General features: G+C 73.8%; 18 protein-coding genes and 3 pseudogenes. 7 read left to right on the top strand and 14 right to left on the bottom strand.

Features of this window, described 5'->3' with window-relative positions; all coding sequences use genetic code 11:
- Positions 1–49: 49 nt before the first annotated feature.
- Entirely contained in the window at positions 50–1,690 is a 1,641-nt protein-coding gene (locus ACZ60X_RS16535) for an aldehyde dehydrogenase family protein (RefSeq protein WP_469598728.1), read from the bottom strand.
- A gap of 396 nt (positions 1,691–2,086) precedes the next feature.
- Between ACZ60X_RS16535 and ACZ60X_RS16530 the strand changes: the two genes are divergently transcribed.
- Positions 2,087–2,524 (top strand): Fur family transcriptional regulator, encoded by a 438-nt coding sequence (locus ACZ60X_RS16530; protein WP_469598725.1) that lies wholly within the window; start codon positions 2,087–2,089, stop codon positions 2,522–2,524.
- A gap of 33 nt (positions 2,525–2,557) precedes the next feature.
- Positions 2,558–4,765: a catalase/peroxidase HPI gene (gene katG / locus ACZ60X_RS16525; protein WP_469598723.1), complete on the top strand. Its 2,208-nt coding sequence runs from the start codon at positions 2,558–2,560 to the stop codon at positions 4,763–4,765.
- Positions 4,766–4,858: 93 nt separating this feature from the next.
- Here the strand turns inward: katG and ACZ60X_RS16520 are convergent.
- Together ACZ60X_RS16520 and ACZ60X_RS16515 are read right to left on the bottom strand one after the other, a co-directional pair.
- Positions 4,859–5,099 (bottom strand): annotated as a pseudogene (locus tag ACZ60X_RS16520) (heme-binding protein); the annotation flags it as partial.
- Between the two features lie 24 nt (positions 5,100–5,123).
- Complete coding sequence (locus ACZ60X_RS16515; RefSeq protein ID WP_469598721.1) at positions 5,124–7,001, bottom strand: serine hydrolase; 1,878 nt, start codon at positions 6,999–7,001, stop codon at positions 5,124–5,126.
- 130 nt (positions 7,002–7,131) lie between these two features.
- Between ACZ60X_RS16515 and bla the strand changes: the two genes are divergently transcribed.
- Positions 7,132–8,079 carry a class A beta-lactamase gene (bla, locus tag ACZ60X_RS16510; RefSeq protein ID WP_469598719.1) on the top strand — a complete coding sequence of 316 codons (948 nt, stop codon included), beginning with the start codon at positions 7,132–7,134 and terminating at the stop codon, positions 8,077–8,079.
- A gap of 347 nt (positions 8,080–8,426) precedes the next feature.
- Here bla and ACZ60X_RS16505 read toward each other — a convergent pair whose 3' ends face one another.
- The 3 genes from ACZ60X_RS16505 to ACZ60X_RS16495 form a co-directional block, all read right to left on the bottom strand.
- Positions 8,427–8,816 (bottom strand): VOC family protein, encoded by a 390-nt coding sequence (locus ACZ60X_RS16505; protein ID WP_469598717.1) that lies wholly within the window; start codon positions 8,814–8,816, stop codon positions 8,427–8,429.
- 256 nt (positions 8,817–9,072) lie between these two features.
- Positions 9,073–10,644: an amidohydrolase gene (locus tag ACZ60X_RS16500; protein WP_469598715.1), complete on the bottom strand. Its 1,572-nt coding sequence runs from the start codon at positions 10,642–10,644 to the stop codon at positions 9,073–9,075.
- Positions 10,645–10,678: 34 nt separating this feature from the next.
- Positions 10,679–12,151, bottom strand: a complete 1,473-nt coding sequence (locus ACZ60X_RS16495) for an APC family permease (RefSeq protein WP_469598713.1) — start codon at positions 12,149–12,151, stop codon at positions 10,679–10,681.
- Positions 12,152–12,390: 239 nt separating this feature from the next.
- Between ACZ60X_RS16495 and ACZ60X_RS16490 the strand changes: the two genes are divergently transcribed.
- Both ACZ60X_RS16490 and ACZ60X_RS16485 read left to right on the top strand, forming a co-directional pair.
- Positions 12,391–12,999: a TetR/AcrR family transcriptional regulator gene (locus tag ACZ60X_RS16490; protein ID WP_469598710.1), complete on the top strand. Its 609-nt coding sequence runs from the start codon at positions 12,391–12,393 to the stop codon at positions 12,997–12,999.
- 109 nt (positions 13,000–13,108) lie between these two features.
- A complete protein-coding gene (locus ACZ60X_RS16485; RefSeq protein WP_469598708.1) occupies positions 13,109–13,297 on the top strand; it encodes a hypothetical protein in 189 nt (62 codons plus the stop codon).
- A 22-nt stretch (positions 13,298–13,319) separates the two neighbouring features.
- On the opposite strand, the gene ACZ60X_RS16480 is transcribed toward ACZ60X_RS16485, so the two are convergent.
- From ACZ60X_RS16480 to ACZ60X_RS16450, 7 genes are all read right to left on the bottom strand, one after another.
- Entirely contained in the window at positions 13,320–14,882 is a 1,563-nt protein-coding gene (locus ACZ60X_RS16480) for a N,N-dimethylformamidase beta subunit family domain-containing protein (RefSeq protein ID WP_469598706.1), read from the bottom strand.
- A 96-nt stretch (positions 14,883–14,978) separates the two neighbouring features.
- Entirely contained in the window at positions 14,979–15,992 is a 1,014-nt protein-coding gene (locus ACZ60X_RS16475) for a hypothetical protein (RefSeq protein WP_469598704.1), read from the bottom strand.
- Between the two features lie 190 nt (positions 15,993–16,182).
- Positions 16,183–17,184, bottom strand: a complete 1,002-nt coding sequence (locus ACZ60X_RS16470; RefSeq protein ID WP_469599222.1) for an aminoglycoside phosphotransferase family protein — start codon at positions 17,182–17,184, stop codon at positions 16,183–16,185.
- 123 nt (positions 17,185–17,307) lie between these two features.
- Entirely contained in the window at positions 17,308–19,107 is a 1,800-nt protein-coding gene (locus tag ACZ60X_RS16465; protein WP_469598701.1) for a phospholipase C, read from the bottom strand.
- 226 nt (positions 19,108–19,333) lie between these two features.
- A complete protein-coding gene (efeB, locus tag ACZ60X_RS16460) occupies positions 19,334–20,557 on the bottom strand; it encodes an iron uptake transporter deferrochelatase/peroxidase subunit (protein WP_469598699.1) in 1,224 nt (407 codons plus the stop codon).
- A complete protein-coding gene (locus tag ACZ60X_RS16455; protein WP_469598697.1) occupies positions 20,554–21,768 on the bottom strand; it encodes an EfeM/EfeO family lipoprotein in 1,215 nt (404 codons plus the stop codon). Before ACZ60X_RS16455 ends, efeB begins: the two co-directional genes overlap by 4 nt.
- 147 nt (positions 21,769–21,915) lie before the next feature.
- A complete protein-coding gene (locus ACZ60X_RS16450; RefSeq protein ID WP_469598695.1) occupies positions 21,916–22,689 on the bottom strand; it encodes a polysaccharide deacetylase family protein in 774 nt (257 codons plus the stop codon).
- Positions 22,690–22,839: 150 nt separating this feature from the next.
- Here ACZ60X_RS16450 and ACZ60X_RS16445 point away from each other — a divergent pair.
- Both ACZ60X_RS16445 and ACZ60X_RS16440 read left to right on the top strand, forming a co-directional pair.
- A pseudogene (locus ACZ60X_RS16445) lies at positions 22,840–23,742 on the top strand (alpha/beta fold hydrolase); the annotation flags it as partial.
- A gap of 253 nt (positions 23,743–23,995) precedes the next feature.
- The gene (locus tag ACZ60X_RS16440; RefSeq protein ID WP_469598693.1) at positions 23,996–24,622 is read left to right on the top strand and encodes a DinB family protein; all 627 of its coding nucleotides are present in this window, start codon (positions 23,996–23,998) and stop codon (positions 24,620–24,622) included.
- Between the two features lie 22 nt (positions 24,623–24,644).
- On the opposite strand, the pseudogene ACZ60X_RS16435 reads toward ACZ60X_RS16440, so the two are convergent.
- Positions 24,645–25,013 (bottom strand): annotated as a pseudogene (locus ACZ60X_RS16435) (GNAT family N-acetyltransferase); the annotation flags it as partial.
- Positions 25,014–25,232: the final 219 nt, after the last annotated feature.

The following is a 25,232-nucleotide window of genomic DNA, read 5'->3' as shown; positions in this document are numbered from 1 at the left end:
ATGTCGTCGATCGCCAGGGCGCGGAACATGTACGGGTCGATGGCGATCTTCACGCGGCACCTCCGTAGAAGGCGGGGGGCTTGAGGTCCGTGGCGACGACGCGGCCCGACCGGAGGGCCTCGACGGTCGCGGCGGTGATGACGGTGGCGGCGTAGCCGTCCCACGCCGAGGGGCCGGTGGGCTCCTCGCCGGCGGCCGTGCCCGCGACCCACTCGCGGAACTCGGTGTCGAAGGCGTCCCGGAACCGGCCCACCCGGTCCGTCAGCACCTCGGTGCTGTGCGCCGCGGCGGTGCGCACGCCGACGGCGGCCGGGTCGGGCAGCCGCACCAGGCCCTCCTCGCCGACGGTCTCGCACTGGATGTCGTAGCCGTACTGGCAGTTCACGAAGACCTCCGGATCGATACGGACGCCCTTCGCGGTCTCGAACAGCATGATCTGCGGGTCCCTGAGGTGCGCGAAGGGCAGGGCACCGTTGATGACACCGGTGTCGTAGCCGAACAGCAGCCCGCCGAAGGTGGCGATGACCGTGATCAGCCGCAGCGCGGTGCCGTTGCCGTAGGGGTTGGCGTTGATGACGTCGATGGCTTCGTCGAGGGTGTCGACACGGACGACGGCGAGGACGGGGCCGAAGAGTTCCTCCTGGTACGCGGCCATGTCGGTGGTGACGTGGTCGAGGAGGGAGGGCCCGGTGAAGAAGCCGTTCTCGTGGCCGTCGATCTTCAGGCCGCGGCCGTCGACGATGACGGTGGCACCTTGGGCGTGGGCGGTGGCGACGGCGTTCTCGACGCGTTCCTGGGCGGCCTTGGTGACCAGCCGGCCCATCTCGGTGCCGGGCCGGTCTCCGGGGCCGACCTTGATCTCGCGGGCCTTGCGTGCCAGCACGTGAACGAGGCCGGCGGCGGCCTCGCCCACGGCGACGGCGACGGCGAGGGCCATGCAACGCTCACCCGCAGAGCCGTAGGCACCCGCCGGGATGTGGTTGGCGGCGAATCCGAGGTCGGCGTCGGGCAGGACGACGGCGTGGTTCCTGGCGCCGCCGAGGGCCTGGACGCGCTTGCCCGCCGAAGGCGCCTGCGCGTGCACGTACTTGGCGCTCGGCGTGGAACCGACGAAGGACACCGCTTCGATGCCCGGGTGGGTGAGGACGGCGCCGACGGCGTCCCTGCCGCCGTGGACGCCGTTGAAGACGCCGTCGGGCAGGCCGGCCTTCTGGTAGAGCTCGGCGACGATGTTCGCGGCGGAGGGGCCGCGTTCGCTGGGCTTGAGGATGAAGGTGTTGCCGGCGGCGACGGCGATGGGGTGCGTCCACAGGGGGACCACCGCGGGGAAGTTGAAGGGGGTGATGCCGGCGACGACGCCGAGGGGCTGACGGAAGTCGTGGACGTCGACGCCGCGGGAGACCTGGTCGGAGAAGGAGACCTTGAGGACGTCGCCGAGGCCGCAGGCGAACTCGACGACCTCGCGGCCGCGGACGATCTCGCCGCGGGCGTCGTCGACGGTCTTGCCGTGTTCGGCGGAGAGACCCGGCCCAGCTCGCCCCCGCCCCGCGCCGCCCGCGCGAGCCGCGGCACGATCTCGACATGGCCGGCCACGCCCCCGCCAAGGCCATCGAGGACCGCCCGGACGATCCCGGCGCCGGCTGGTACCGGGAGCCGGAGGGGGAGACCTCGCACCCCGGCTCCGCGTCACCGGTGCGCGGCGGCAGGCCGTGGCTGACCTGTCACCGCGAACGCGCCCGGCCACCCGCCGGCCCCGCGCACGGCCGTCCGCGCGTGGCGCCGCCCGTGGCTCACCCGTTCGGGCGATGTCCCGGCTTGCCGCGCGGCCGGGGGGCGAGCCGGGGCCGGAAGATGCGGACATGCCCTCGACCGGCCCCCGGACCGCCCCCGCCCGCCGCGGCGACGCGAGGCGATGCGAAGGCAAACACGAGGGCATGAAGACCGCAAGGCGAGACTGGGCCGCGCAGGGGCGCGGGCGCGGGTGCGGCGGCCGTCGCGCGGGTGGACGGCGGGCGTCGGCGGACGGCCAAAATTGCATCCCTCGTTTTCTTGAACCACTCGTGTTTTTGAGGGTAGGTTCGGCCCCATGACCGCCTCCCCGACCCCGACCACCGCCGAGGAGCTGCGCGGTGCCGGCCTGCGCGTGACGGCGGCCCGCGTCGCGCTGCTGGAGACCGTCCGGGACGGCGACCACCTCGGCGTCGAGGCGATCGCCTCCGGGGTCCGTGCCCGCGTGGGCCACATCTCCCTGCAAGCCGTCTACGAGGCCCTTCACGCCCTGACCGCGGCGGGTCTGGTCCGCCGTATCGAGCCGGCCGGCCACCCGGCCCGGTTCGAGGGACGCGTGGGGGACAACCACCACCACATCGTGTGCCGGTCATGCGGTGCCGTCGTCGACGTCGACTGCGCCGTCGGCGAGGCGCCCTGCCTGACCGCGTCCGACGACCGCGGCTTCTCCATCGACGAGGCCGAGGTCGTCTACTGGGGCCTGTGCCCCGACTGTTCCACCGGCCGCAGTTCCTGAGCACCGAGTTCCGCACAGTTCGGAAGGATTGCCATGACTGAGAACCACGACGCGATCGTCGCAGACGCGAAGACGGAGGGCTGCCCCGTCGCCCACGGCCGCGCTCCGCACCCGACCCAGGGCGGCGGCAACCGCCAGTGGTGGCCGGAGCGGCTCAACCTGAAGATCCTTGCCAAGAACCCGGCCGTGGCCAACCCGCTCGGCGAGGACTTCGACTACCGTGAGGCGTTCAACTCCCTGGACCTCGCGGCCGTGAAGCGTGACATCGCCGAGGTGCTCACCACCTCGCAGGACTGGTGGCCCGCCGACTTCGGCAACTACGGCCCGCTCATGATCCGTATGGCCTGGCACAGCGCGGGCACGTACCGCATCAGCGACGGCCGCGGCGGCGCGGGCGGCGGCCAGCAGCGCTTCGCCCCGCTCAACAGCTGGCCGGACAACGCGAGCCTGGACAAGGCCCGCCGTCTGCTGTGGCCGGTCAAGAAGAAGTACGGAAAGTCCATCTCCTGGGCCGACCTGTTCGTCCTCACGGGCAATGTGGCGCTGGAGACGATGGGCTTCAAGACCTTCGGCTTCGCCGGCGGCCGCGTCGACGAGTGGGAGCCCGACGAGGACGTCTACTGGGGCCCCGAGACCGAGTGGCTGGGCGACGCCCGCTACACCGGTGACCGCGAGCTGGAGAACCCGCTCGCCGCCGTTCAGATGGGCCTCATCTACGTCAACCCCGAGGGCCCGAACGGGAACCCGGACCCGGTCGCCGCGGCCCGTGACATCCGCGAGACCTTCCGCCGTATGGCGATGAACGACGAGGAGACCGTCGCCCTCATCGCCGGCGGGCACACCTTCGGCAAGACCCACGGCGCCGGCCCGGCCGACAACGTCGGTCCGGACCCCGAGGCCGCCCCGCTGGAGCAGATGGGCCTCGGCTGGAAGAGCACCCACGGCACGGGCGTCGGCAAGGACGCCATCACCTCCGGCCTCGAGGTCACCTGGACCGAGACGCCGACCCAGTGGAGCAACAACTTCTTCAAGAACCTCTTCGAGTACGAGTACGAGCTGACGAAGAGCCCGGCCGGGGCCCACCAGTGGGTCGCCAAGGACGCCCCGGCGATCATCCCGGACGCGTTCGACCCGGAGAAGAAGCACCGCCCGACGATGCTCACCACCGACCTGTCGCTGCGCTTCGACCCGATCTACGAGCCGATCTCGCGCCGCTTCCACGAGCACCCCGAGGAGTTCGCGGACGCCTTCGCCCGCGCCTGGTTCAAGCTGACGCACCGCGACATGGGCCCGGTCGTCCGCTACCTCGGCCCGGAGGTCCCCGCCGAGGAGCTGGTGTGGCAGGACCCGCTGCCGCAGCGCACCGGTGAGCTGATCGACGCCGCGGACATCGCCTCCCTCAAGGAGCGGATCCTCGGCTCCGGCCTCACGGTCTCGCAGCTGGTCTCCACCGCCTGGGCCGCGGCCTCCTCCTACCGCAACAGCGACAAGCGCGGCGGCGCCAACGGCGGCCGTATCCGGCTGGAGCCGCAGCGCAACTGGGAGGTCAACAACCCGGACGAGCTGGCCCACGTGCTGCGCGTCCTGGAGGGCATCCAGGAGTCGTTCAACGCCGAGGGCGCCAAGCAGGTCTCGCTGGCCGACCTGGTCGTGCTCGCGGGCTCCGCGGCCGTCGAGAAGGCGGCCGAGGACGGCGGCGTCCAGATCGAGGTGCCCTTCGCCGCGGGGCGGGTCGACGCCTCGCAGGAGCAGACGGACGTCGAGTCGTTCGCCGCGATGGAGCCGGTCGCCGACGGCTTCCGCAACTACGTCGGCAAGGGCAACCGCCTGCCGGCCGAGTACCTGCTGCTCGACAAGGCGAACCTGCTCAACCTGAGCGCGCCCGAGACGACCGTCCTCGTCGGCGGTCTGCGCGTCCTCGGCGCCAACCACAACGGCTCCAAGCACGGCGTCTTCACCGACCGGCCGGGCACGCTGACGAACGACTTCTTCGTCAACCTGCTCGACCTGGACACGCAGTGGAAGTCGACCTCCTCCGCACAGGACGAGTTCGAGGGCCGCGACGCCTCCGGCGCCGTCAAGTGGACCGGCACCCGTGCCGACCTGGTCTTCGGCGCGAACTCCGAGCTGCGGGCCGTCGCCGAGGTGTACGCCAGTGACGACGCCAAGGAGAAGTTCGTGAAGGACTTCGTCGCCGCCTGGGTCAAGGTCATGAACGCGGACCGGTTCGACCTGATCTGATCAGGCCCGGCCTGAGGCGTCGGCGATCCGCTGAGACAGGACGTCCGGGTCCGCCCAGCAGGGCGGGCCCGGACGTCCGCGTCTCCGGGGCCGTCAGCGGCCGAGGACCGCCGCACCCGCCTGCGCGCAGCGCTCGTCCGGATCGCCGGACGGTGCGCCCGCCGGTGGCGATGGCCTGCCCGGTGAACGTAGCCCCGGTGCCCGCGAGAAGGAGCGTGTCCAAGATCTCCTTCAGAGCCGGCGCCTGCTCCAGCCGCCCGGCCGGTTCCGAGGCGGGCGCGTTCCAGGACGCGGCGGTGAAGGCCTTGCGCTCGGCGGACTCGTACGACTGGGGGCGCCGGCGCGGACGCCGGTCGCGCTAGCGCCGCAATGCCTCGAAGGCGTCCCTCCCCGCGAGTCCGATGGCCAGATCGACATCCGCGGCGACCCCCGCCCGCCGCCCCGTTCGGGACAGTGCCGCGATGGCCACCCGGTCGCCGGACTCCGCCTCGACCACCCCGATCTCGTGCCGCAGGTGCAGAAACGTCCCGGTCTTCCCGCTCCACCGCAGGGTGTCCGCCCGCAGCTCGCTCGCCAGTCGCTGGGTGAAGACCTGCGCCCCCATCAGCCGGCGCAGCTCCGCCGTCGCCGGGGGAGTGGAGATCTCGTCGCACCACACCCGCCGCAGCAGTTCGACGAGCGCCGTCGCCGAGCCTGCGTTGGCGCGGGCCGGGTCCAGGGTCTCGATGGTGTGCCGGTCCGTGCCCTCGTCGCGGATCGCCAGGTCCAGAGCCAGGGAGAAGTCGTTGCCCGCCGCGCCCGCCGCACACTCGTACATGTGGTTCATCCGGTGCCGCATCCGCAGTTCCCCGCACCCCCACGCGCGCAACCGCGCGTCCACGTCCGCCACCGGCACCAGATCGAGCAGGGCGTCCGCGGCGGCGTTGTCGCTCACCGAGAGCATCGACAGGAGCAGATCGCCGACGGCGACGGTGGCCGGGTGACGGAACGCCGCGAGCCCGGTGGGGCCGACGCTGGCACGTGCCGGGTCGAGGGTCACCGGCTGGGCGGGGTCGAGGTCCCCGGCCGCGATCCGGTCCAGTACGACGAGCGCGAGCGGGACCTTCACCACGGACGCGAGCGGCGTCACCTCCTCGGGGTCGAATCCGAGGCGCGCACCCGTGTCGAGATTCCGGGCGAGGAAGGAACCGCGTACCCCGAGCGCCGCCCAGTCCGCCGCGATCGCCTCGGCGACGTCCAGGAGGGCGCCGTCGTCCCCGACGTACACCGGTGCCGCGCTCATCCGCGGGCCGCCAGTCGCGCCGCGAGGTCCTCGGCCGCCGCCCCGGGCCTCGGCAGGGCCGCCCCGTCGCCGGCGGCGCCCACGGCCGCCGCCAGCGGCCCGGTCAGCCAGCCCGGCACCTCCGCGGTACCGGACCGGGCGGGAGCGGCGCTCACCTCGTAACCCCGGTGCAGCGACCGGTCGCCCAGCGGAGCCCAGCGCGCCCCGTGCTGCCGGGCGAACGGCTCGGCGCACAGCAGCAGCGCCCGTCCCGCCAGGGTCTCGGCGAGCGCGGTGGCCGCGGGTCCGGCGGGCCGGAACCGGCCCGGTGGCAGCCCCGCCCGCGCGACGGCGCGCTCCAGCCGGTCCGTGTGGTACGGCACCTGGTCCTCCGGCAACGTCAGCACCGGCGGTGCGGCGGCGGCGCGGCCGCAGCTCCTCCAGATGGACGGCCCGCCGGGACACGCCGAAGGGAAGGTCCACCGCGTCGGGGGCCGAGGCCAGTCCCAGCGGCACGCGCAGCGCCCCCTGTTCCGGCGGCAGGCGCACCAGCGCGTAGGCGAGCGAGCCGTCGGCCAGTCCCGACATCCGCTCCTGGGGCGGGAGTTCCCGCACGCCGAGGGTGACGCCGTGCTCGGTGCCGGCCCGGATCGCGTGGGCCAGGGCCGCCGGCGCACAGTGCGCGGGCACTGCGACCGTGCGCGTCCGGCCCCGCTCGGCGGTCTCCGCGACCTGCCGCAGCCGCTGGGCCCGGTCCAGTACGTCGCGCGCGTAGGGCAGCAGCAGCACGCCCAGCTCGGTCGTGGTGATCTGGCGCCGGGAGCGGTCGAAGAGCAGGCCGCCGAAATGGTCCTCCAGTGTCTTGACGCGGCGGCTGAGCAGTGGCTGGGCGATGCCCAGCCGGTCGGCCGCGCGGGAGAAGCTCTCCTCGTCGGCCGTCGTGACGTACGCGTCGAGGTGTGCCAGGAGATCCATCCCGCACTCATATCAATAATGCATGGAGTGTTCAAAGTTCACTCTTGGACATGAGTGGCGCCGGACTGTTTGGCTGTCCTCGTCGAAGATCCAGGAAGCCGGCGACGGCTCGACCGGGAGGACCCTGCCCATGACCAGCCCAGACCACCTCGACCACCTCGAGCGGCCCAACTCCCTCGGCCGACGGGGCCTGTTCAAGGCGGGCCTCGCTCTCGCCGGCGTCACCGCGACGGCCGGCGCGCTCTCCGCGCCCGCCGCGTCGGCGGCGCCGCTCGGCCAAGAAAGCGCCGCCGAAGCCGAGTTGAGCGAACTTGAGCGGCGGCACGGTGCCCGGCTCGGAGTGTTCGCGCGCAATCTCCGCACGGGTCGGACCGTGGTCCACCGGGTGGGGGAGCGGTTCGCGATGTGTTCGACGTTCAAGGCGTTCGCCGCCGCCGCCGTGCTGCGCGACCATGGCGACTGCGCACCGCTGGACAAGGTGATCCACTACCCGCCGCACGACATCCTCTCCAACTCCCCGCGCACGGCGGAGCATGTCGACACCGGCATGACGGTCGAGGACCTGTGCGCGGCGGCGATCCAGTACAGCGACAACGCGGCGGGCAACCTGCTGCTGCGCCAGATCGGCGGCCCGGCGGGGCTCACCCGCTTCTTCCGCTCGCTCGGCGACGAGGTGAGCCGTCTCGACCGGTGGGAGACGGACCTGGGCAGCGCGATCCCCGGCGACCCGCGCGACACCACGACCCCCGAGGCCGTCGGCGGCACCTTCGAGCGGCTGACCCTGGGCCGGGCGCTGGCCGGTGCCGACCGGGAACGCCTCGTCGGCTGGCTGAAGGGCAACACCACCAGCGCCAAGCGGTTCGGCGCCGGGCTGCCGCGGGGATGGGTGCTCGCCGACAAGACCGGCACCGGTGACTACGGCACCGCCAACGACATCGGCGTGGCCTGGACGACCCGTGGTACGCCGCTGCTGCTGACGGTGCTCTCCACCAAGGGCGCCCAGGACGCGCCGGCGGACGACACGCTCGTCGCCGAGGCGGCGCGGATCCTGGCCCGCACGCTCGCCCCCGCCGAGTAACCCCTGCCCCACCGGCGCCGGCCCCGTCCTCCCCGAACGGACCCGTTCCGGGCGGCCGGCCACCCGGGCCCGCTTCCGTGCGCCTGCCGGCCCCGCCCCCAACGTCGCTGCGCCTGCCGCACCGCCGCCCCCCTGCCACATCCGCACGGGGATGGCAGTCCGGTTCGGGGTTCGAGGCGCCGGGTGCCCGTTCCGCCGGGCACCGGGAGGTACGGCCACCTCGTCGTGACCTTCGGCGGCAAGGTCGTCACGCCGTAACCGGGCCACGGCCCCGCGCACGACGCTCCGACCGCGGGACGCCGCTCCAGGGCGGCGTCCCGCTCCGTGTGCTCCGCCGTCATGGTCGGTTACGCGGGCCAGCCCCCGTAGGGGACGGTGATCAGCTCCATGGCGTGACCGACCGGGTCCATGAAGTACACGCCGCGACCGCCGTCGTTGTGGTTGATCTCGTTCGGCTGCTTGCGGTGCGGATCGGCGTAGTGCTCGATGCCGCGCTCCTTGATCTTGGTGTACGCGGCGTCGAACTCCTCCTCCGAGACCAGGAACGCGTAGTGCTGTGTGGCGATCCGGTCCTCGGGGACGCTGGCGAAGTCCAGCGTGACTCCGTTGCTCAGGGCGACCGCGACGAACGGGCCCCACTCTCCGGCGATCTCCAGGCCGAGCAGCTCGGCGAAGAACTCGGCGGACTCCCGGTTGTCCCGGGCGTGGACGATGGTGTGGTTCAGCTCAACCGACAAGGAATGCCTCCGGGGCATCTCCTGGCACCTCCATGCCTCACCCGGTCGGTGACCGGCACGCGATGCCACAGCCGATCTTAGGAGGGGCATCGCGGCATGTCGACACGGACCGGGCGGATCACGCCGACAGCACCCATGGCCGGGGCGAGCGCGCCGGCGCGGACACGCGGGCGTCCGGATGCCGCCGTACGGGGCCGGGTGCACCCCTCGGGACGCCGTCCGTCCGACCGGTGTGCCGCTTCGCCGCCGAACCCCGTCACACCCCCCGGTGCACCACGTGTCCGCCGGTCACCGTCAACGCCACGGGCGCAGCGGCCAGTTCGTCGCCCGGTGCCGCCACCGGGTCCACGGTCAGCGCGGTGAGGTCGGCGCGGCAGCCGGGTGCGACGCGGCCGGCGACGGCGGACTCCCCGGCCGCCGCTGCCGCATGGCTGGTGCACCCCTCCAGGGCCTGCAGCGGTGTCAGGCCCGGCCGGTGCGCCGCGGCGCCCTTCGGCCGGCGGGCCGTCGCGAGCACGGCCCGGACGTCGTAGGGCGCGATGGGCCAGTCCGAGCCGAGCGCGAGCGTGGCGCCCGCCTCCCGCAGGTCGCGCAGCCGCCAGGCACGCGCGGCCCGGTCGCCGCCCAGCCGGCGGGACCACTCGTCGCCGCCGTCGTCGCGCGTGTACCCCGTGTGCGGCGGCTGGAGCGAGGCCGCGACACCCAACTGGGCGAAACGGGGCAGGAGTACGTCGGGTGCCGTCTCGATGTGCTCGATCCGGTGGGCGCCGTGCCCGCTCGGCCCGAGGGAGGCGACGGTGTCCAGGACGTGCCGTACGGCCGCGTCCCCGATGGCGTGCGTGGCCGTACGCACACCGGCCGCGTGCAGAGTGCGGACGGCCTCGGTGTAGGCGCGCGGGTCCGGCCAGAACGCCGCGGTGCCCTGCCCGTGGCAGTCGGGGTGCTCCAGCCACGCCGTACCGCCCTCCACGGTGCCGTCCATGAAGAACTTGACCCCGCCGACCAGCCAGTGCCGCCCGCCCCGGCCCTGGAGCCGCACCAGCTCCCGCAGCTCCTCGGCGCCGGCGCCCGGCATGCACCAGGGCGCGAACCGCAGCCGCAGCGGCAGCACCGTCTCCCGGGCCACCGCCGCCACCAGCTCGAGGTCGCCGCCGTCCATCACATGGGCGCCGGTGAGCCCGGTCGCCGCCATGGCCGACAGCAACTCCAGCAGCCGGGCCCGCCGCTGCCGGTACGACGGCCGGGGCGCGATGTCCGCCACCAGGTCCATCGCGGCGTGCTCGACCAGGTGGCCGGTGGGCCGGCCCGCCGCGTCGCACACCACCCGCGCGTGCTGGGCGAAGGTGCGCGGACCGCTCACCCCGGCGGCGGCCAGCGCGGCGGCACTGGCGAGGGCGGAGTGGCCGTCGTAGAGCCGCAGGAAGGCCGGAGCGCCGTCGAGGACGTCGGCGATCAGGTCCTGGTGCACGGGCCGGCCCTGGAACGCGTTGTGGTCCAGGCCGTAGCCGAGGACCCAGCCCTCGATCCGCTCGGCCCGCGCGAGCGCCGCGCGCAGGCCGGTCAGATCGGTCACGCCCGACAGGTCCGTGCCCGTCGCCATGTCCAGTCCCCACACCGGATGGCTGTGGGCGTCGACCAGCCCCGGCACGAGGTGCGCGCCGCGCAGGTCGATCACGTCGGTGCCGGGTCCGCGCCAATCGTGCACCTCGGCGGCCTCACCGACCGCGGTGATCACGCCGCTTCGGACGGCGACGGCCGACGCGGTGGGACGGGCGGGGTCGAGGGTGCGGACCCGGGCGCCGGTGAGGACGAGGTCGGCAGGGGGCATGACGGCAACTCCGGTGGGGACGACGGGTGTCGGATCAGTCGGCGGGTTCGGTGGCGAACCGGGCGTAGACGTCGGGGCGGGAGCGGCGCAGCCACCAGGCCAGCGGCAGGCCGAGCGCGAAGACGGCCGGGGCCACGGCGACGAGGAGGGTGTTCACGGCCGGGGACGCGCCGGTGAACAGGCCGATGTGCGTCACCACCAGCGCGATCGCCGTCGTCAGCAAGGCGGCGGCGAGCACCGGGGCCACCACGGTGCGCACCCTGCCCTCCGCGTGGCGCACCCGGCGGAAATAGCACGGCACCGCCACCGCCGCGAGCAGCTGGAGCAGCAACAGCCCGATCATTCCGGGGGTGTTCACCCACAGCAGAAGCTGCTGGTAGGGATCGGCGTGCGCGGCCCGGAACGCGAGGACGACCACCGCGCCGAGCGCGGTCTGGGCGAGGCCGGCGAGGTAGGGGGAGCGGTGCCGGGGGTGGATCCGGCCGAGCCCGCGCGGCAGGACGCCCTCCTCGGCCAGGGCGAGGGCGTAGCGGTTGATGGCGTTGTGGAAGGCGAGGAGCGAGGCGATGACACTGGTGACGATGAAGACGTGCATCAGGTCGGCGGCCCAGCCGCCCACGTACGTGGTGATCGCGGTGAAGAACAGCCCGGCGGGATCCTTGCCGGCGGCCCCCACGACCTGGTCGGCGCCGAACGCCTGGACGGCGATCCAGACGACGAAGGCGTAGAACAGGCCGAGGAATCCGACGGCGAGGTACGTGGCGCGCGGGACGGTGCGCTCGGGGTCGCGGGCCTCGCGGCGGTAGATGACGGTCGACTCGAAACCGGTGAACGCGGCGAAGGCGAAGGCGAGCACGGCCGCCATCCCGGGCACCAGCACGTGCGACGGCGCCAGCGAGGCCAGGGACAGCCCGTGCGCGCCGCCCTTGACCAGCACCCCGCCCGCGAGCAGGAGGAGTATCCCGGTCTCGGCGACGAGCAGCACGCCGAGCACCTTCGCCCCGAAGTCGATCGAGCGGTAGCCGCCGTAGCCGATCAGCAGCAGCCCGGCCAGCGAGATCGGCAGCCAGGGCACGTCGGTGCCGGCGAGGGTGCGCAGGGTGTCGCGGGCGGTGGTGGCGAGCAGGCCGTAGACGCCGATCTCCATGCCGTTGTAGCCGACGAGGGCCAGCAGGGCGGCGCCGATGCCGACCGGCCGGCCGAGGCCCCGGGTGATGTAGGCGTAGAAGGCGCCGCCGCTGGTCACATGGCGGCTCATGGTGGTGAAGCCGACGGCGAAGACGGCGAGGGTCAGCCCGGCGAGCAGATAGCCGACGGGCGCGCCGATGCCGCCGAGCAGGATCGCGAGGGGTGCGACTCCGGCCATCACGGTGAGCGGTGCGGCGGCGGAGACGACGAAGAAGGCGATGTCCGCGGTGCCGAGCGAGCCGGACCGCAGGCCGGGCGCGCCGGACGGCGCCCGCTCGCCGGGGAGGTCCCCGGGGAGTTCGGAGGTGGACACGGACATGCGGGGAGCCCTTCTGGCGGGGGAGGGGAGGGGGTCCCGGTAGTGAGGCGGCCGGGTTCGCGGGCCGGCGGCCGGGCGGGGATGAGTCGGGCAGGCCGGCGTCCTCCGGGCACCGGGAGGGATGGCGGGGGCCGGAGGCGTAAACCTAAAGGATTTCGGTTTTCGCAATGTAACCTGCCGGTGGGCATCCGGGAAGACCCCGGGCGGACCTCGGGCAGACTCAGGGAGACACGACGACCATGGGACGGCCGCGCACACCGCTCCTCGACCGCGAGCGCATCACCACGACCGCGCTGCAACTGATCGACGAGACCGGTGACTTCAGCGTCCCGCAGATCGCCCGCCGACTGGGCGCGCAGACCGGCTCCGTGTACCACCATGTGGACGGCCGTGACGGCATAGTGGAACTGCTGCGTGAGCGCGTCGCCTCGGCGATCGACCCCGCCGCCCTGGAGCTGACCCCGTGGGACACGGCCCTGGAGGCCTGGGCGCGCTCCTACCGCGCGGCCTTCGCCGCGCACCCCCGGGCCATCCCGCTGCTGATGACCTCACCCGTGCGCGCGCCCCGGGTGCTGGAGCAGTACGAGCGCGCCGTGAGCCTGCTGCTCGGCGCCGGCTTCGGCCGCGCCGAGGTCATGCCGCTGCTCATCGCCCTGGAGAACCTGGTGCTGGGCTCCGCCCTGGACCTCACCGCGCCGGAGGCCATGTGGGAGCTGACGGACCGCGCGCCGACCCCGCGTCTGGCCGAGGTGCTTGCCGCCGTCGGCGAGGGTCGCGCCGACCGCGCCTTCGAGGTGGGGCTGACGGCGTTCATGGCCCACGCCCGGGCGCTGCGCGGGCACGGCTGAGCACGGGTTTCCCAGTACCGCCAGTAACATGATCATCTTGTCTCTGGGTATACCAGTCAGTCAACTTGACGCCGTCCCGGTGACGGCGCCCTGCCCGGAGATGTTCCAGATGTCCATGTCTTCTCCCAGCGAAGCGCTGGAAAACGCGCGCCTCACCTACGAGCAGCACGTGCGGACCTGCCGCCAGTGCCGTGCCGACGGCGCGGCCTGCGCCGTGGCCAAGCATCTCCTGCGGGCCTACAACAACGCCCGCAGGGACCACATGCGGTCGCAGGGCCGGGGGAACGCGACGACCTGACCCCCCCGGCGGTGACGTACCGTCAACTGCGGTATATCTCCCGCGCATTGGGGCGCGGCGGCGGCGCGTGCCGGGCGGCCGGGCCGCGCGCGAACGTCCGCAGGAGGTTCTCGGTGGTGCGGGTCACGAAGGCCCGGGTACGGCCGTCCATGCCGTGGTCGCGGCCCAGCTCGCCCGTCCCGGCCACCAGGCCCTCCACCCAGCGCATGGTCCCGGTGGCGAACACACCCGCCCCCGCGGGGGTCGTGTAGTACGCCGAGTCGCTGTGGCTGGGCCGCCCGGCGCACACCAGCGGCGAGTGCGCGGTGATCTCCAGCGCGGCGGGCGTGGGGGCACCGGGCGTCACCCGGTCGTACTCCACGCCGACCAGGTGCGCGAAACCGTCGCCGGAGCGCACGCCGGTGCCCTCGTACAGCCAGTGATCGGCGGCCCGGACCACATAGGGCGCGTCCACCGGATAGCCCTCGTAGAGCACACCCGTCAGGGAGGACTCGGGATCGGGCGCGGGCGGCAGCCGGTAGTCGGTGGTGACCAGCGCGGGCCGTGAGCCGTACAGGGGGTCGGCGCGGCAGTCCGACTTGTAGCAGACCACCGTACGGTCGTCCGCGCCCTCCCCGGCCTCCAGCCGGACCCGCCGAAAGCACGTGTTGGCCCCGAGGAAGGCGAGGTTCGTCCCCGCGTCCCGGGCCGCGGTCACATGGGCCCGCTGCTGGGGCGTCCAGTACTCGTCGTGGCCCAGGCAGACGATCGCGTGCGCACGCCGCAGCACGGCCGGATCCCGGTGCACGTCGACACCCGTCGTGTAGGCGAGCGGGATGCCCAGCCGCTCGGCCAGCACCACCAGTGCCCGCTCGTAGACCAGGAACTTCTCCGCGCCCTCCGCGTCGTAGGGCCGGTCGAAGCTCACCGCGAGGGAGCGGGTGGCGTACGCGCCCGACGCACCGGAGTACAGACTGCTGCCGCCCCAGCGGTTGTACGCCTGCCAGGTCGCCGGTGCGTGCAGCAGCACGGTACGGCCGGCGCCCTCGACGGAGCGGACGATCAGCGGCACGTACCGCTGGTGGCCGGTGTCCGCCTCCAGCCGCAGCAGATACGCGCCCTCCGGCCAGCCGCCGGTGTCGACGGTCAGCGTCGCCGGCCAGTCCGCGCGGACGGTGCGGGTGGCGCCGAGGACGCGCGGGGCCGGCCGGGCGCGGCCGGGTACACGCTCCGACGCCCAGATCCGGCGGGCCTGCCGGCCGCCGTACCAGCCGACCCGGAACGCCGACACCCGGAACGACGCCGCGGTGGTCGACACATGCAGTGCGAACCTCTCGCCGGGGACCACGCTGACCCGGTCCGCGTACCCGGCGACCGCGTCCGGCGGGCCCGCGGAGCCCAGGCGCCAGTCCGCCGTGCCCGGCGCGTCCCGCTCCGACTCCGGTCGTAGCCGTCCGGCCGAGGCGGGGGCCGAGCGCGTGCGCGGCGGCGGGCCCGTGCAGGCGGCGGCCGCGCCGAGGCCCACCCCGGCGCATACGGTGAGAAAACGCCGGCGGCCGGGGCCGGAGCCGTCGTGCGACGGCGTGGGATCGTGTGCCGTGGCCACTGCACCTCCCGGTTGGGTCCGTCCTCCAGCGTTCCGACGCTCACCCGCCCGGCGCAACCGGACACGGCCGTGCGGGTGACGGCGAAGGCGGTGTGCTCAGATGCGGAAGCCGAGGTGCACGTGGTCGTGGTGGGTGGCGTCGCTGAAGAACTGCCCGGCGCCGCCGCCCGGCAGCGGGACCGGACCGCCCACGTTGTACGACCCGGCGGCGGCCGCGTCCCGCATGAACCGCTCGATCAGGCCGCGCGGGGTCGCCGGGTCGACGACCGCGTGGCCGTCGATCCGCCACACGTCGAAGGCGCGGCCGCGTGGATGGTCGCTGGGCCTGCTGGTGCCGAACACGTCCAGCGGGTGCCCGGAGCGGACGACGCTCACCTCCAGCCGGTACGTCCGCGCCAGCGCGAGCATGGCCCGCGCCACGCCGGCGTGCACCTGCCCGCTGCGCAGGTCCGCCGCGGCGGCGGGCGGCAGGACGATCCGGTCGTCGGCCAGCGCCGCACGTACGTCGGACGCCAGTGACGTCGCGGCCGGGCCCGGCCGCGCGGGATGCAGGGCGTCGACCGTCCAGTCCCCGCCCGGTTCGGTCAGCCGCACGTCGACCGTCGTCCCGCCGGCCGTGACCGTGCCGCCCCGCCGGGTCCACTGCCGGCAGACCACCAGCACACTGGCCGACCGCGACAGGATCCCGCCGTACTGCGCGTCCACGACCTGGAGCGCCGCCTGGTCGGCCGTCGGCAGCAGGGGCCCGGCCTGCGCGACGAGATCCGACGGCAGCCCAAGGGCCGCGACCCGTGCCCGCGCCGCCGCCGCTCCGCCCTGCCCCGCGCCCCACGCGCCGATCGCCTCGACCAGCCGCACGGCCCGCAGTTTGGCCGCCGGCTGCACCTCGGCGGAGGTCGGACGCCAGAAGGTGGTGTGCGGCAGACCGGAGGAGGACGGCGTGATCCCGGATCCCGACGGGGCCGGTGTGTCCGGCCGGCCGGCCGTGCGCGCCGCGGGATGCACCGGGCGGCCCGAGCAGCCCGCCGCGCCGAGCGCGATCCCGGCCAGGGACACGAGCACGGCCCGGCGGCCGGGCGGGGGAGCCGCGGGCGCGGAGGTGCGGTTCATACGGTCAGTGTCCGCCGCGGGACACCCGGCGGGCGAGTGAAGGCCGGCGGCCGCTGCCGGAACCTCCCGCACCGTCCCGCGCCGCGCTCGCGTGCGACCGGCGGGCGAGGCCGAGGACGGCGCCGTGAGCCCGGCTGCCGGGACGCCGGGAAAGCAGGGGTGCGCCGGGACCAGCTCCTGCTCGACGCCCTCAGAACGGCGGTGCGTTGAGCAGCCCCAGCAGCGATCCGGCGCTCTGTGCGGCGACCGGGCTCGTGCCCGACGGGTCGGGGAAGACCCGGCCCCAGGCCGCGGCACGGCTCAACGCGGCCAGCCGCCAGGCGTGTCGGGCTCCGCGCCGCAGGTCCGCCAGGGTCCGGCCGGCCCCCGTCCACGGCTCCAGATAGGCGTCGAGCAGCCGCGGCAGGACCGTGGGACCGTACCGCTCGAGCGCCTTGTCGGCGGGAACGCGCAGGCTGCAGAAGGGGTGCGAGACGGCGGCGTCGCCCCAGTCGAAGAAGGTGAACCGGTCCGGCGCGGCACGGAACAGCTGGCCGTCGTGCAGGTCCGCGTGGTCGAGGGTGTCCTCGATGCCGAGGGAGGCGAGTTCGGCACACGCGTCCGCGAGGCGGGGCCGCAACCGCTCCAGCCGGGTGCGGTCCTCGGCCCCCAGCGCGGTGGCCGCGCCCAGCAGCGTGTCGAAGAACCCGGGCAGGCCGAGGGTCCGGGCGCAGGGCACCCCCAGCCGCGCGATCTCGGGTGTGTACGGGACCAGCGCACGCTGCATCCGCGCGTACTGCCCCAGCAGCGCCTCCCAGGTGCGCGCGGCGACCGGCTCCCGGGAGAGCGCCGTCCGGAACAGCTCGCCCCCGTCGGGCAGCAGCACCCAGGCGCGCCCGGCGTCGACCGCCAGCGGCCGCAGCACGTGCTCCGGCACCCAGCGGGCCAGCGCGGCGGTCAGCGGGCCCTCGAACCCGCTGCCCGGCGGATTGGCCTTGAACCAGACCGCGCCCCCACCGTCGACGGGCACCCGCACCAGCACGGACCACGGCCGCAGCCGCGCCGTGGGATCACCGCTCACCCGCAGGCCGGCCTCGGCGAGCCGCTTCTGCACCCAGCCGAGCGCCGAGGCCCGCCACGACTCCTGCTCCCACGGGGTCACCGCGTCCTGGTAGGCACCCCGGTCCACGCTGATCGAACATTGTCGCCACATCCGCATCGCGCCATCCCACCAGCACGAACGCCTGCGCGGCCAGCCGACTTCCGTTCCCGCCCGGCCGTGCACGCGACGCGCCCCCGGTCGACGACCGGGGGCGCGTCGCGGTGCGGTGGTGGATCAGGCGCGCTGCTTGCGGCGCAGCGTCAGGTACGTGCCGGTCGCGCCCGCGGCCAGCAGGGCGCCGACGCCGAGGCCGACCGGGAGGGCCGGGAAGCCGGAGGTGCCGGTCGTGTCGGCCGCGTTCTGCATCGCCGGGCCCGGGGTGATGCTCGTGCCCACCGGGGCGACGTACGTGATCGGGCCGACGTGCTTGACGGAACCGTCGGAGTTCAGCAGCACCTGCTTGCCGTTCGGGTGCCGGAAGTCGAACATGCCGGACAGCGAGCCCGCCGTGGCGTCGAAGGAGTGGTCACCGATGCGGCCGGTGTGCCAGTTGTCCTCGATGAACCGGGTGATGGACGCCTGGTCCGTCAGCGTGTGGTCGACCTTGTTCACCTTGCTGTACGGCGAGACGACGAGCAGCGGCTGCCGGGTGCCGGGGCCGCAGCGGTCGGCGTAACCGCCCGCCGCCTTCGGGCCCTTCTGGCAGGCGGGGCTGTCGATGGTCTTGCCGTTGGAGCCGACGGAGGTGTCCGTGGAGCCGTTCCTCGGAGTGACGTAGGCGTGGTCGTACCAGCCGTCGGAGTCGTCGTAGGCGACCACGATCGCGGTGGACTTCCACTGCGGCGAGCTCTGGATCGCGTTGATCTCGTCGACCAGGAAGTGCTGCTCGTCGATCGGGTCCGAGTAGCCGGCGTGGCCGTCCTGGTAGGCACCGGCCTTGAGGAAGCTGACGGCCGGGAGCTTGCCCGCCTTGAGCGCGGCGGAGAAGTCGGTCAGGTCGTAGTTGTGGTTCGCCTGCCCGTTGTGGCCGATCTCGTTCACGGACTTCGGCGCCAGGTGGTGCGGGTTCGCCGTCGACTCGTAGTACGAGAACGGGTTGTGGTGCGGGCTGTAGTCGACCACGGAGGCGCCGCCCACGTTGGTGTGCGTGGTGTCGCACTTGGCGTAGGAGCCGGACTGGCCGTTCCACGCGGTCGTCGGACGGAAGCCGCCCTGGAACCAGCCCCAGGTCACCTTCTTGGCGTTGAGCAGGTCACCGATGTTCCGCCCCCGCAGCGACGCCAGCGCGTTGCTGCTGGTGTGGTCCTTGCCGGAGCAGTCGTCCCAGGCCGGGTCGGGGTCGTTGACGACCGTGCCGACACCCTTGGCGTCCGGGGACTGCACCGCGTACGAGTCCGGCTTGGCGGTCTGCCTGCCGGTCCTGGGGTCGACGGAGACGGCGCCGTGCGTGTTGCCGGAGATCAGGTTCAGCGCGCCGGGCGTGGACGGACCGTAGTTCGAGCTGTAGGCGCGGTCGCTCAGCGTGTAGTGCTGGGCGTAGTTCCACAGCGCGGTGACGGTGTTGCCGTCGTAGTAGTCCATCGCCAGGCCCGGCTCGCCGAACAGGCCGCCGCTGCACTTGTCGACCTCGGTGTTCTGCACGAACTGGTCGGCCTTGCCGCCGTTGTACGCGTACTGCTCGGGCCCGTAGGAGTGGTTCTGGTCGCAGGTCATGGCCTGGGACGGGGAGAGCCGCTTGGGCGCGTACTGGTTCGGGTTGTGCTTCAGCAGGCCGGCGCGGGCGAGGGTGTCGATGTCCTTGGGGGTGTTCTTCGACGCCGTGAACGCGGTGCCGTCGGTGTTCGCGGCCTTCGGGTAGGTCGCGAAGTAGTGGTCGAACGAGATGTTCTCGTCGAACAGCACGACCACGTGCTTGATCGGCGTGGCGGTCGAGGAATGACCGCCGTGCCCCTCGGGTGCCGCGGCCCAGCCGGGCGCGTTGCTGCCGAGCACGGTGAGCGCGGCGGCGCCCGCGAGCGCCCCCAGGCTCCGCATAGCGGCTCGTCTTCCTCTGCTGGCCATGATGGTCAACCCCTCCGGACAGAACGTCTGTGCGTCGTACGAGCACGGATGCTGTGCCCGTCGCGCGGCGCGACGGCGGAGCCATGATGGCCTGTGAGTGAACACCGAGTCATGGATGTTGGGGCAAAACTTGACTGTGTGTTGACCCGGGAGCCGCCAAGTTGTCCGGACAGGTTCGGTCCGGCGGAGCGCGGCGGGCTCAGCTGAGCAGGGCCCGCCCGTACCAGTCGGAGGCGTCCCGTACACCGGGCAGCACATAGAAGTAGCCTCCGCCGAACGGCTTGATGTAGTCCGTCAGCGGCTCGCCCGCCAGCCGGTGCTGCACGGTCTCGAACTGCCGCTTCAGGTCCTGCTGGTAGCAGCAGAACAGCAGACCCATGTCGAGGTTGCCGTTGGCGTCCATGCCCCGGTCGTAGTTGTAGGCGCGGCGCAGCAGGCGCTGGCCGGCGGTCTCGGGCGTGCGCGGATTGGCGAGGCGTATGTGCGCGTCCAGCGGGATGACGTCCCCCTTGGGATCGTCTGCGTACTTCGGTGTGTCGTGCTCATGGTCACCGTCCAGCGGGGCCCCGGATGCCCGGGAGCGGCCGAACATCCGCTCCTGCTCGCCGAGCGAGACCCGGTCCCAGAACTCCACCAGCATCCGGATCAGCCGCACCACCTGGTAGCTGCCGCCGACCGCCCAGTCCGGCTCGCCGGCGCCGGCGCCGACCCAGATCAGGCGGTCCATCTCCCGGGCGCTCGTGGCGTCCGGGTTGGCGGTGCCGTCCTTGAAGCCCAGCAGATTGCGCGGGGTGCCCGAGGGGCGCGGCGGGCTGGTGAAACCGTCCATCCGCCAGCGCACCTGGAGAGCGCCCCGGGTGTGCCGGGCGATGTCGCGCAGCGCGTGCAGCGTGGTGTCCGGATCGTCGGCGTGCAGATGCAGGCTGAGGTCGCCGTGGCACCACTGCGCCCGCAGGTCGTCGTCCGGGAAGGCGGGCATCGCGGTCAGCCGCCGGGGCCTTCGCGCCGCCAGTCCGTACCGGTCGTCGAAGAGCGAGGCGCCTACGCCCACCGTGACGGCCAGCCGCCCGCCGGGCACCTGGTCGCCGAGGACGCCCGAGTCGGCGGGCGGGCCGGTGATGCCGACCGGGGACGGGGTGCCGCCGGAGGTGAGGAAACGGGCCCGGTCGGTCAATGTGCGCAGGACGTCGGCGAGTTCGGCCCGCGACTCGGCCGTCACGTCGAGCGCGGCGAAGACGCTGGTGCGGCGCGGGGCGGCGATCGCCGAGGCCTGGTGGACGCCGTGGAACGGCGCGACCGCCGGGGCGTCGCCGGCCGGTACGGCAGGGGCGGCGGCGCTCGTGGCGAGGCCGGCACCGGCCAGGGCGGCACCCCGCAGGAAGCCGCGCCTGCCCAGGCCGTCGGGTCGTCCGTCGCCGCTCACACGGTCCTCCGCGGGTCGCACAGGGTGGCCACCGAGGCCAGCCGCTCCACCAGGTCACCGAGCACGGAGTCGGCCTGCTCGCGCTGGGCGCGGCTCAGCCCGTCGAGCGCGGTCCAGCGGCCGTCGCCCGTGCGGAAGCCGTCGAGGGTGCGCTGGGCGCGGTCCAACTCCTTGTCCAGACCCGGCAGATCGGCGTACCGGGTGGTGAGCAGCGGGCGCAGCCGGGACAGCACCTCGCGGGTGCCGTCGAGGTTGGCTCGGACGGTGGCGAGATTGCTGCCGCTGCCGTAGTCGGTGCGGCCGGTCAGCTCGAACTGCACGGTGTTCTCCAGGATCTCGTGCGCGCGCAGGCCCAGCTGGGCCGGGTCCATCCGGGCCTGCGACCAGCTGTCGCGCAGCCCGGTCACCGCCTTGACCAGCGCCGCCGCCGGGGCGCGCAGCCCGGCGGCCGACTCGCCGTGCCACAGCCCGTACTCGATGCGGTGGAACCCGGCGAAGTCCTTGTCGCGCACCCCGTCGGCCAGGCCCGCGTCCGTGCCGTTGATCCGCGCGTCCGCGTCCCCGAACGCGTCGTACGCCGCCCCCAGCCGCTCGTACTGCAGGTGCGCGGGCAGCCAGTCCGAGCGGGCGGTGGCGAGGTCGCCGCCGTCGATGTCCCGCTGGAGCCGCGTCGTCAGCCGTACGACGTCGTCGAGTCCGCCGCCGACCCACTTCTGGTAGGCGAGGGCGGCCGGGATCAGGTCGTGCTGGGTGACCGGGGCCGCGCCCGGACCGCGCTGCCCACCGGTGATGCGCACGGTCGGCCCGGTGACCGCGTCGGCGTCGTCCGGCACGCACTTGAAGGCGTACGCCCCCTTGCCCAGCCGCACGGTCAACTGCCGTGTCGTACCGGGACCGATGCCCTCCACCTCGCCGTAGACCGCCTGGGTGCCGGGATCTTCGAGATAGACCTCGGCGGCGCCGCCGGAGGAGTTGTGCAGATCGAAGGTGCGCACCCCGGGCGCGGGCCGGGTCCAGCCCTGGCCGCAGTGGCTCTGGGACACGTCGATCACGGTGTGCCCGGACGTCTTGCCACCGGCCCGGCCGCCGCCGTGCCCGCCCCCGGGCGTCAGCGCCAGGGCCGCGCCCGCGAGGACCGCGGACAGGGCGACGAACACGGCGGGCGCCGTCCGGAGACGAACGGACCGCGTGCCGAGGCGAGGCAACGGCATGGCGAGCCTTTCCGGGACGACGTGTGCAGTGGCCTCATGGTAGGCACCGCCTTGGACCCGAACAGCCGTACCCGGAAATCGGTGGCCAAGATTTCGCCCGGGGTTCACCAGGCCGTTTCCGTGGCGGCCCGGTCGCACGGCTCGGGGTCAGCGGACCGGGAAGCCGAACGAGTAGCCCTGCTGCTTCAGCTCCGGCAGCAGGACGCGCAGCGCGGCCACCGTCTGCGAGCGGTCGCCGCCCGCGTCGTGGAAGAGGATCGTCGGCCCGTTGGACAGCTCGCGCCGGACGGTGGCCACGATGGCCTGGGTGCCCGGCCGCTCGAAGTCCTTGGAGTCGACGTTCCAGCCCAGCGGCCGCATCCCGTGCGAGGCCGCGAGGTTGCGGCTGTACGGGGTGAAGGCGCCGCCCGGGGCCCGGTAGTACATCGGCCGTACCCCGCCGGACGCCTCGGTGATCTGCCGCTCGGCGCCCAGGATCTGCTGCGACTGGTAGCTCTCGGACTTCTTGTCCATCGTGGTGTCGTGCGACACCGTGTGGTCGCACAGCCGGTGCCCGGCGGCCACCACCTTGCGGACCAGATCAGGGTGCGCCTGCGCCTGCGGGCCGATCATGCAGAACGTCGCCTTCACGCCGTTCTCGCGCAGTACGTCGAGCACCTGCGGGGTCCACACCGGGTCCGGGCCGTCGTCGATGGTGATGTTTACCGCGTGCGCCCCGCCGTCCGACGCGTGGGCGATCTCGGGGGACACGGTGACCGCCTTCGGGGCGGTGTGCCGCGCCGCGGCACCGGGCGCCGCCGCGGGGCCACTGGACTGGCCCGCCTGCGCGGTCCACACCGAGGCGGCGGCGGCGACCGCGGTCACGCCGACCGCCGCCGCGATCATCCGGCCGTACCAACCCCGCCCGCTGTGCCGCGCCATGTCCGCCCCTTTTCTGTTTCCGTGTCACGCCGTGGAGATTCTGTGCACCTGTCAGGACGGGCCGGGTTGATCACGGGATCCCTCTGTTACCGATCACGGACAATTCCGGGGCGTTCCCGCGACAGAGCCCACCGAGGGTAACTCCCGGGCACCTGCGGCAATCCCGAGGGCAAGCCCGCCGTGGTGCTGCACGGCGGGCCGGGCTCCGGCTGCACCCCCTACCACCGGCGGCTGTTCGACCCGGCCGCGTACCGGATCGTCCTGCTCGAGCAGCGCGGCAGTGGCCGCTCCACCCCGCACGCGAGTCGTCACGACACCGACATGAGCGTCAACACGACGCCCCATCTCATCACCGACCTGGAGGACCTACGCCGTCACCTCGGCATCGACCGCTGGCTGGTGCGGGGTGTCTCCTTCGGCTCGGTGCTCGCCCTGCGCTACGCCCAGACACACCGGTGCCGTCTCGGAGCTGGTCCTGACCGGCGTCGCCACCGGGTCGGACGCCGAGGTGGAACTCCTCACGCGGGGGCTCGGCAGGATCTTCCCGGAGGCCTTCGAGCGGTTCCTGTCTCAGCTGCCCGCCGAGGAGCGCGACGGCAATCTCCCCGCCGCCTACTCCCGGTTGCTCGAATCCCCCGACCCCGCGGTGCGGGAGCGGGCCGCACGGGCCTGGACCGGCTGGGAGACGGCCATGGTCCCCGCCCCGCCGCGCTCGGTCGCCCGCTACGAGGACCCCGTGTTCCGCATGGGCTTCGCCCGCACCGTCACGCACTACTGGGCAACGGCCACTTCCTCGGTGAGGGCGAGGGTGAGGGCGAGGGCCGCGGCGACGGTGTGGTCCTGCGTGACGCGCACCTGCTCCGGGGCATCCCCGGCACCCTCGTCCAGGGCGGCCTCGACTTCGGCAACCTCCTCGGCATCGTCTGGCGGCTCCATCACGCCTGGCCCGGCGGCGAGTTGGTGATCGTGGACGACACAGGGCACAACGCCGGGGCGCCGGGGACGGCGGAGGCGCTGGTGGCGGCCACCGACCGGTACGCCCGGCGGCGCTGAGCGCTGCGCCGGCAGTGCCGTGGGATGCCGTCGGCGGGCTGCGGGTGCGCCGCGGCAGGTCGCGCGGTTCCCCCAGCCCTTCGGGGCGCTGCCGAACCGCACCGGACTCCGCCGAAGCCGCTGAGTCCGGACTCGGCGGGGGCCGGCCCCGGAAATCCGGGCGCGCGGGGGGAGCCGGGTGTGCCAGGGTGGCCGGTCGCGGCACCCCGCCGGACCCGGCCGTCCCCGGCCCGCTCTCCGAGGAACCCTGCCCATGACGACGCCACCGCCCCGACTACGGCCGCTGCTCGACCAGTTCGACTTCGCCCGCGAGCGGCTCCTGCGCAGACTGACCGGGCCCGTCATGGACAGCGGCGACGGCACGGACACCACGGTCGAGCCCCTCACCGACGACGAGTACTTCTGGGAACCCGTCCCCGGCTGCCGGACCGTCAGACGGCGCGCGGACGGACCCGGACCCCGCGCGACCCTGCTGGCGGGCGGCGGCCCATGGGGCCGGGACACCGCGCCGTACCCGCACCCCTGGCCGCCGCCCGTCACTACCCTCGCCTGGCGCCTGAGCCACCTCACCGAGATGCTGGTCCTGCGCGCCGACCACACCACCGGAAGCCGTTCGGCGACCCGCGAGCAGCACCCCGTCAGCGGGGACGCCGCCGGCGCCGTGGCGGCCTTCGCGGCCGGCGCCGCCGCCTGGCGCCAGGTGCTGCTGACCGCGGACGACGCGGCCCTGGACACGGTGGGGTACTGCGCGTACCCCTACGGCAGCGACGCGGACGAGCCGTTCGCCGGCATCGTGTGGTGGGTCAATCAGGAGGTGCTGCACCACGGCGCCGAGATCGCGCTCCTGCGCGACCTGTACCGGTCCGGCCGGCAGCCCTGACGCGGTCCGCCGGCCCCCGGGATCACGCGTCCAGCGAGACGTACAGCCGTGTGCCGCCCGGCCGGAAGCCGACCCGCTCGTACACGCGGCGCGAGCCCTCGCCGGAGTACTCCAGCCACACCGACCGTGCGCCCCGGCCGAGTTGGGCCGCGGCCAGGGCGTGGGTGACGGCGGCGGCGACGCCGCGGCCCCGGTGGGCGGGGACGGTCCCGACGCCCGCCAGTTCCGCGGTGCCCTCGGCGGGCGCCGTGCACAGGGCCCCGCCGGCGCAGCCGCCGCCGGGGGCACGGACGAACCGGACGGCACCGCCGCCCTCCTCGGTGCGCCGCAGCCGGGCCGCGCCCTGCGGCGACGGCGGGAACTCACCGCCGAAGGCCTCGGCCAGCGCGGAAGGCGGCCGCGGACCGGAGGAGGCCGGGCGCGGCCGGACATACGGGACGGACTTCCCCGCGGGAGGCGGGGCGGCGTGCGGGCACACCGCGTCGTCGGGCCGCCGCGAGGAGAGACGAGAGGTACCGCAGAACGCCGCCGCTGTGCGGGCGTCTCAGTACCGTCGGCGGCCGCTGCGGGACGCCGGAACCATGGACCTCAGTCCTTACGTGATGAGGAG

The sequence above is a fragment of the Streptomyces sp. NPDC104106 genome (assembly GCF_055584345.1).
Note: the sequence above shows the minus strand (reverse complement) of the source record. Positions and strands in the feature narration are given on the sequence as shown.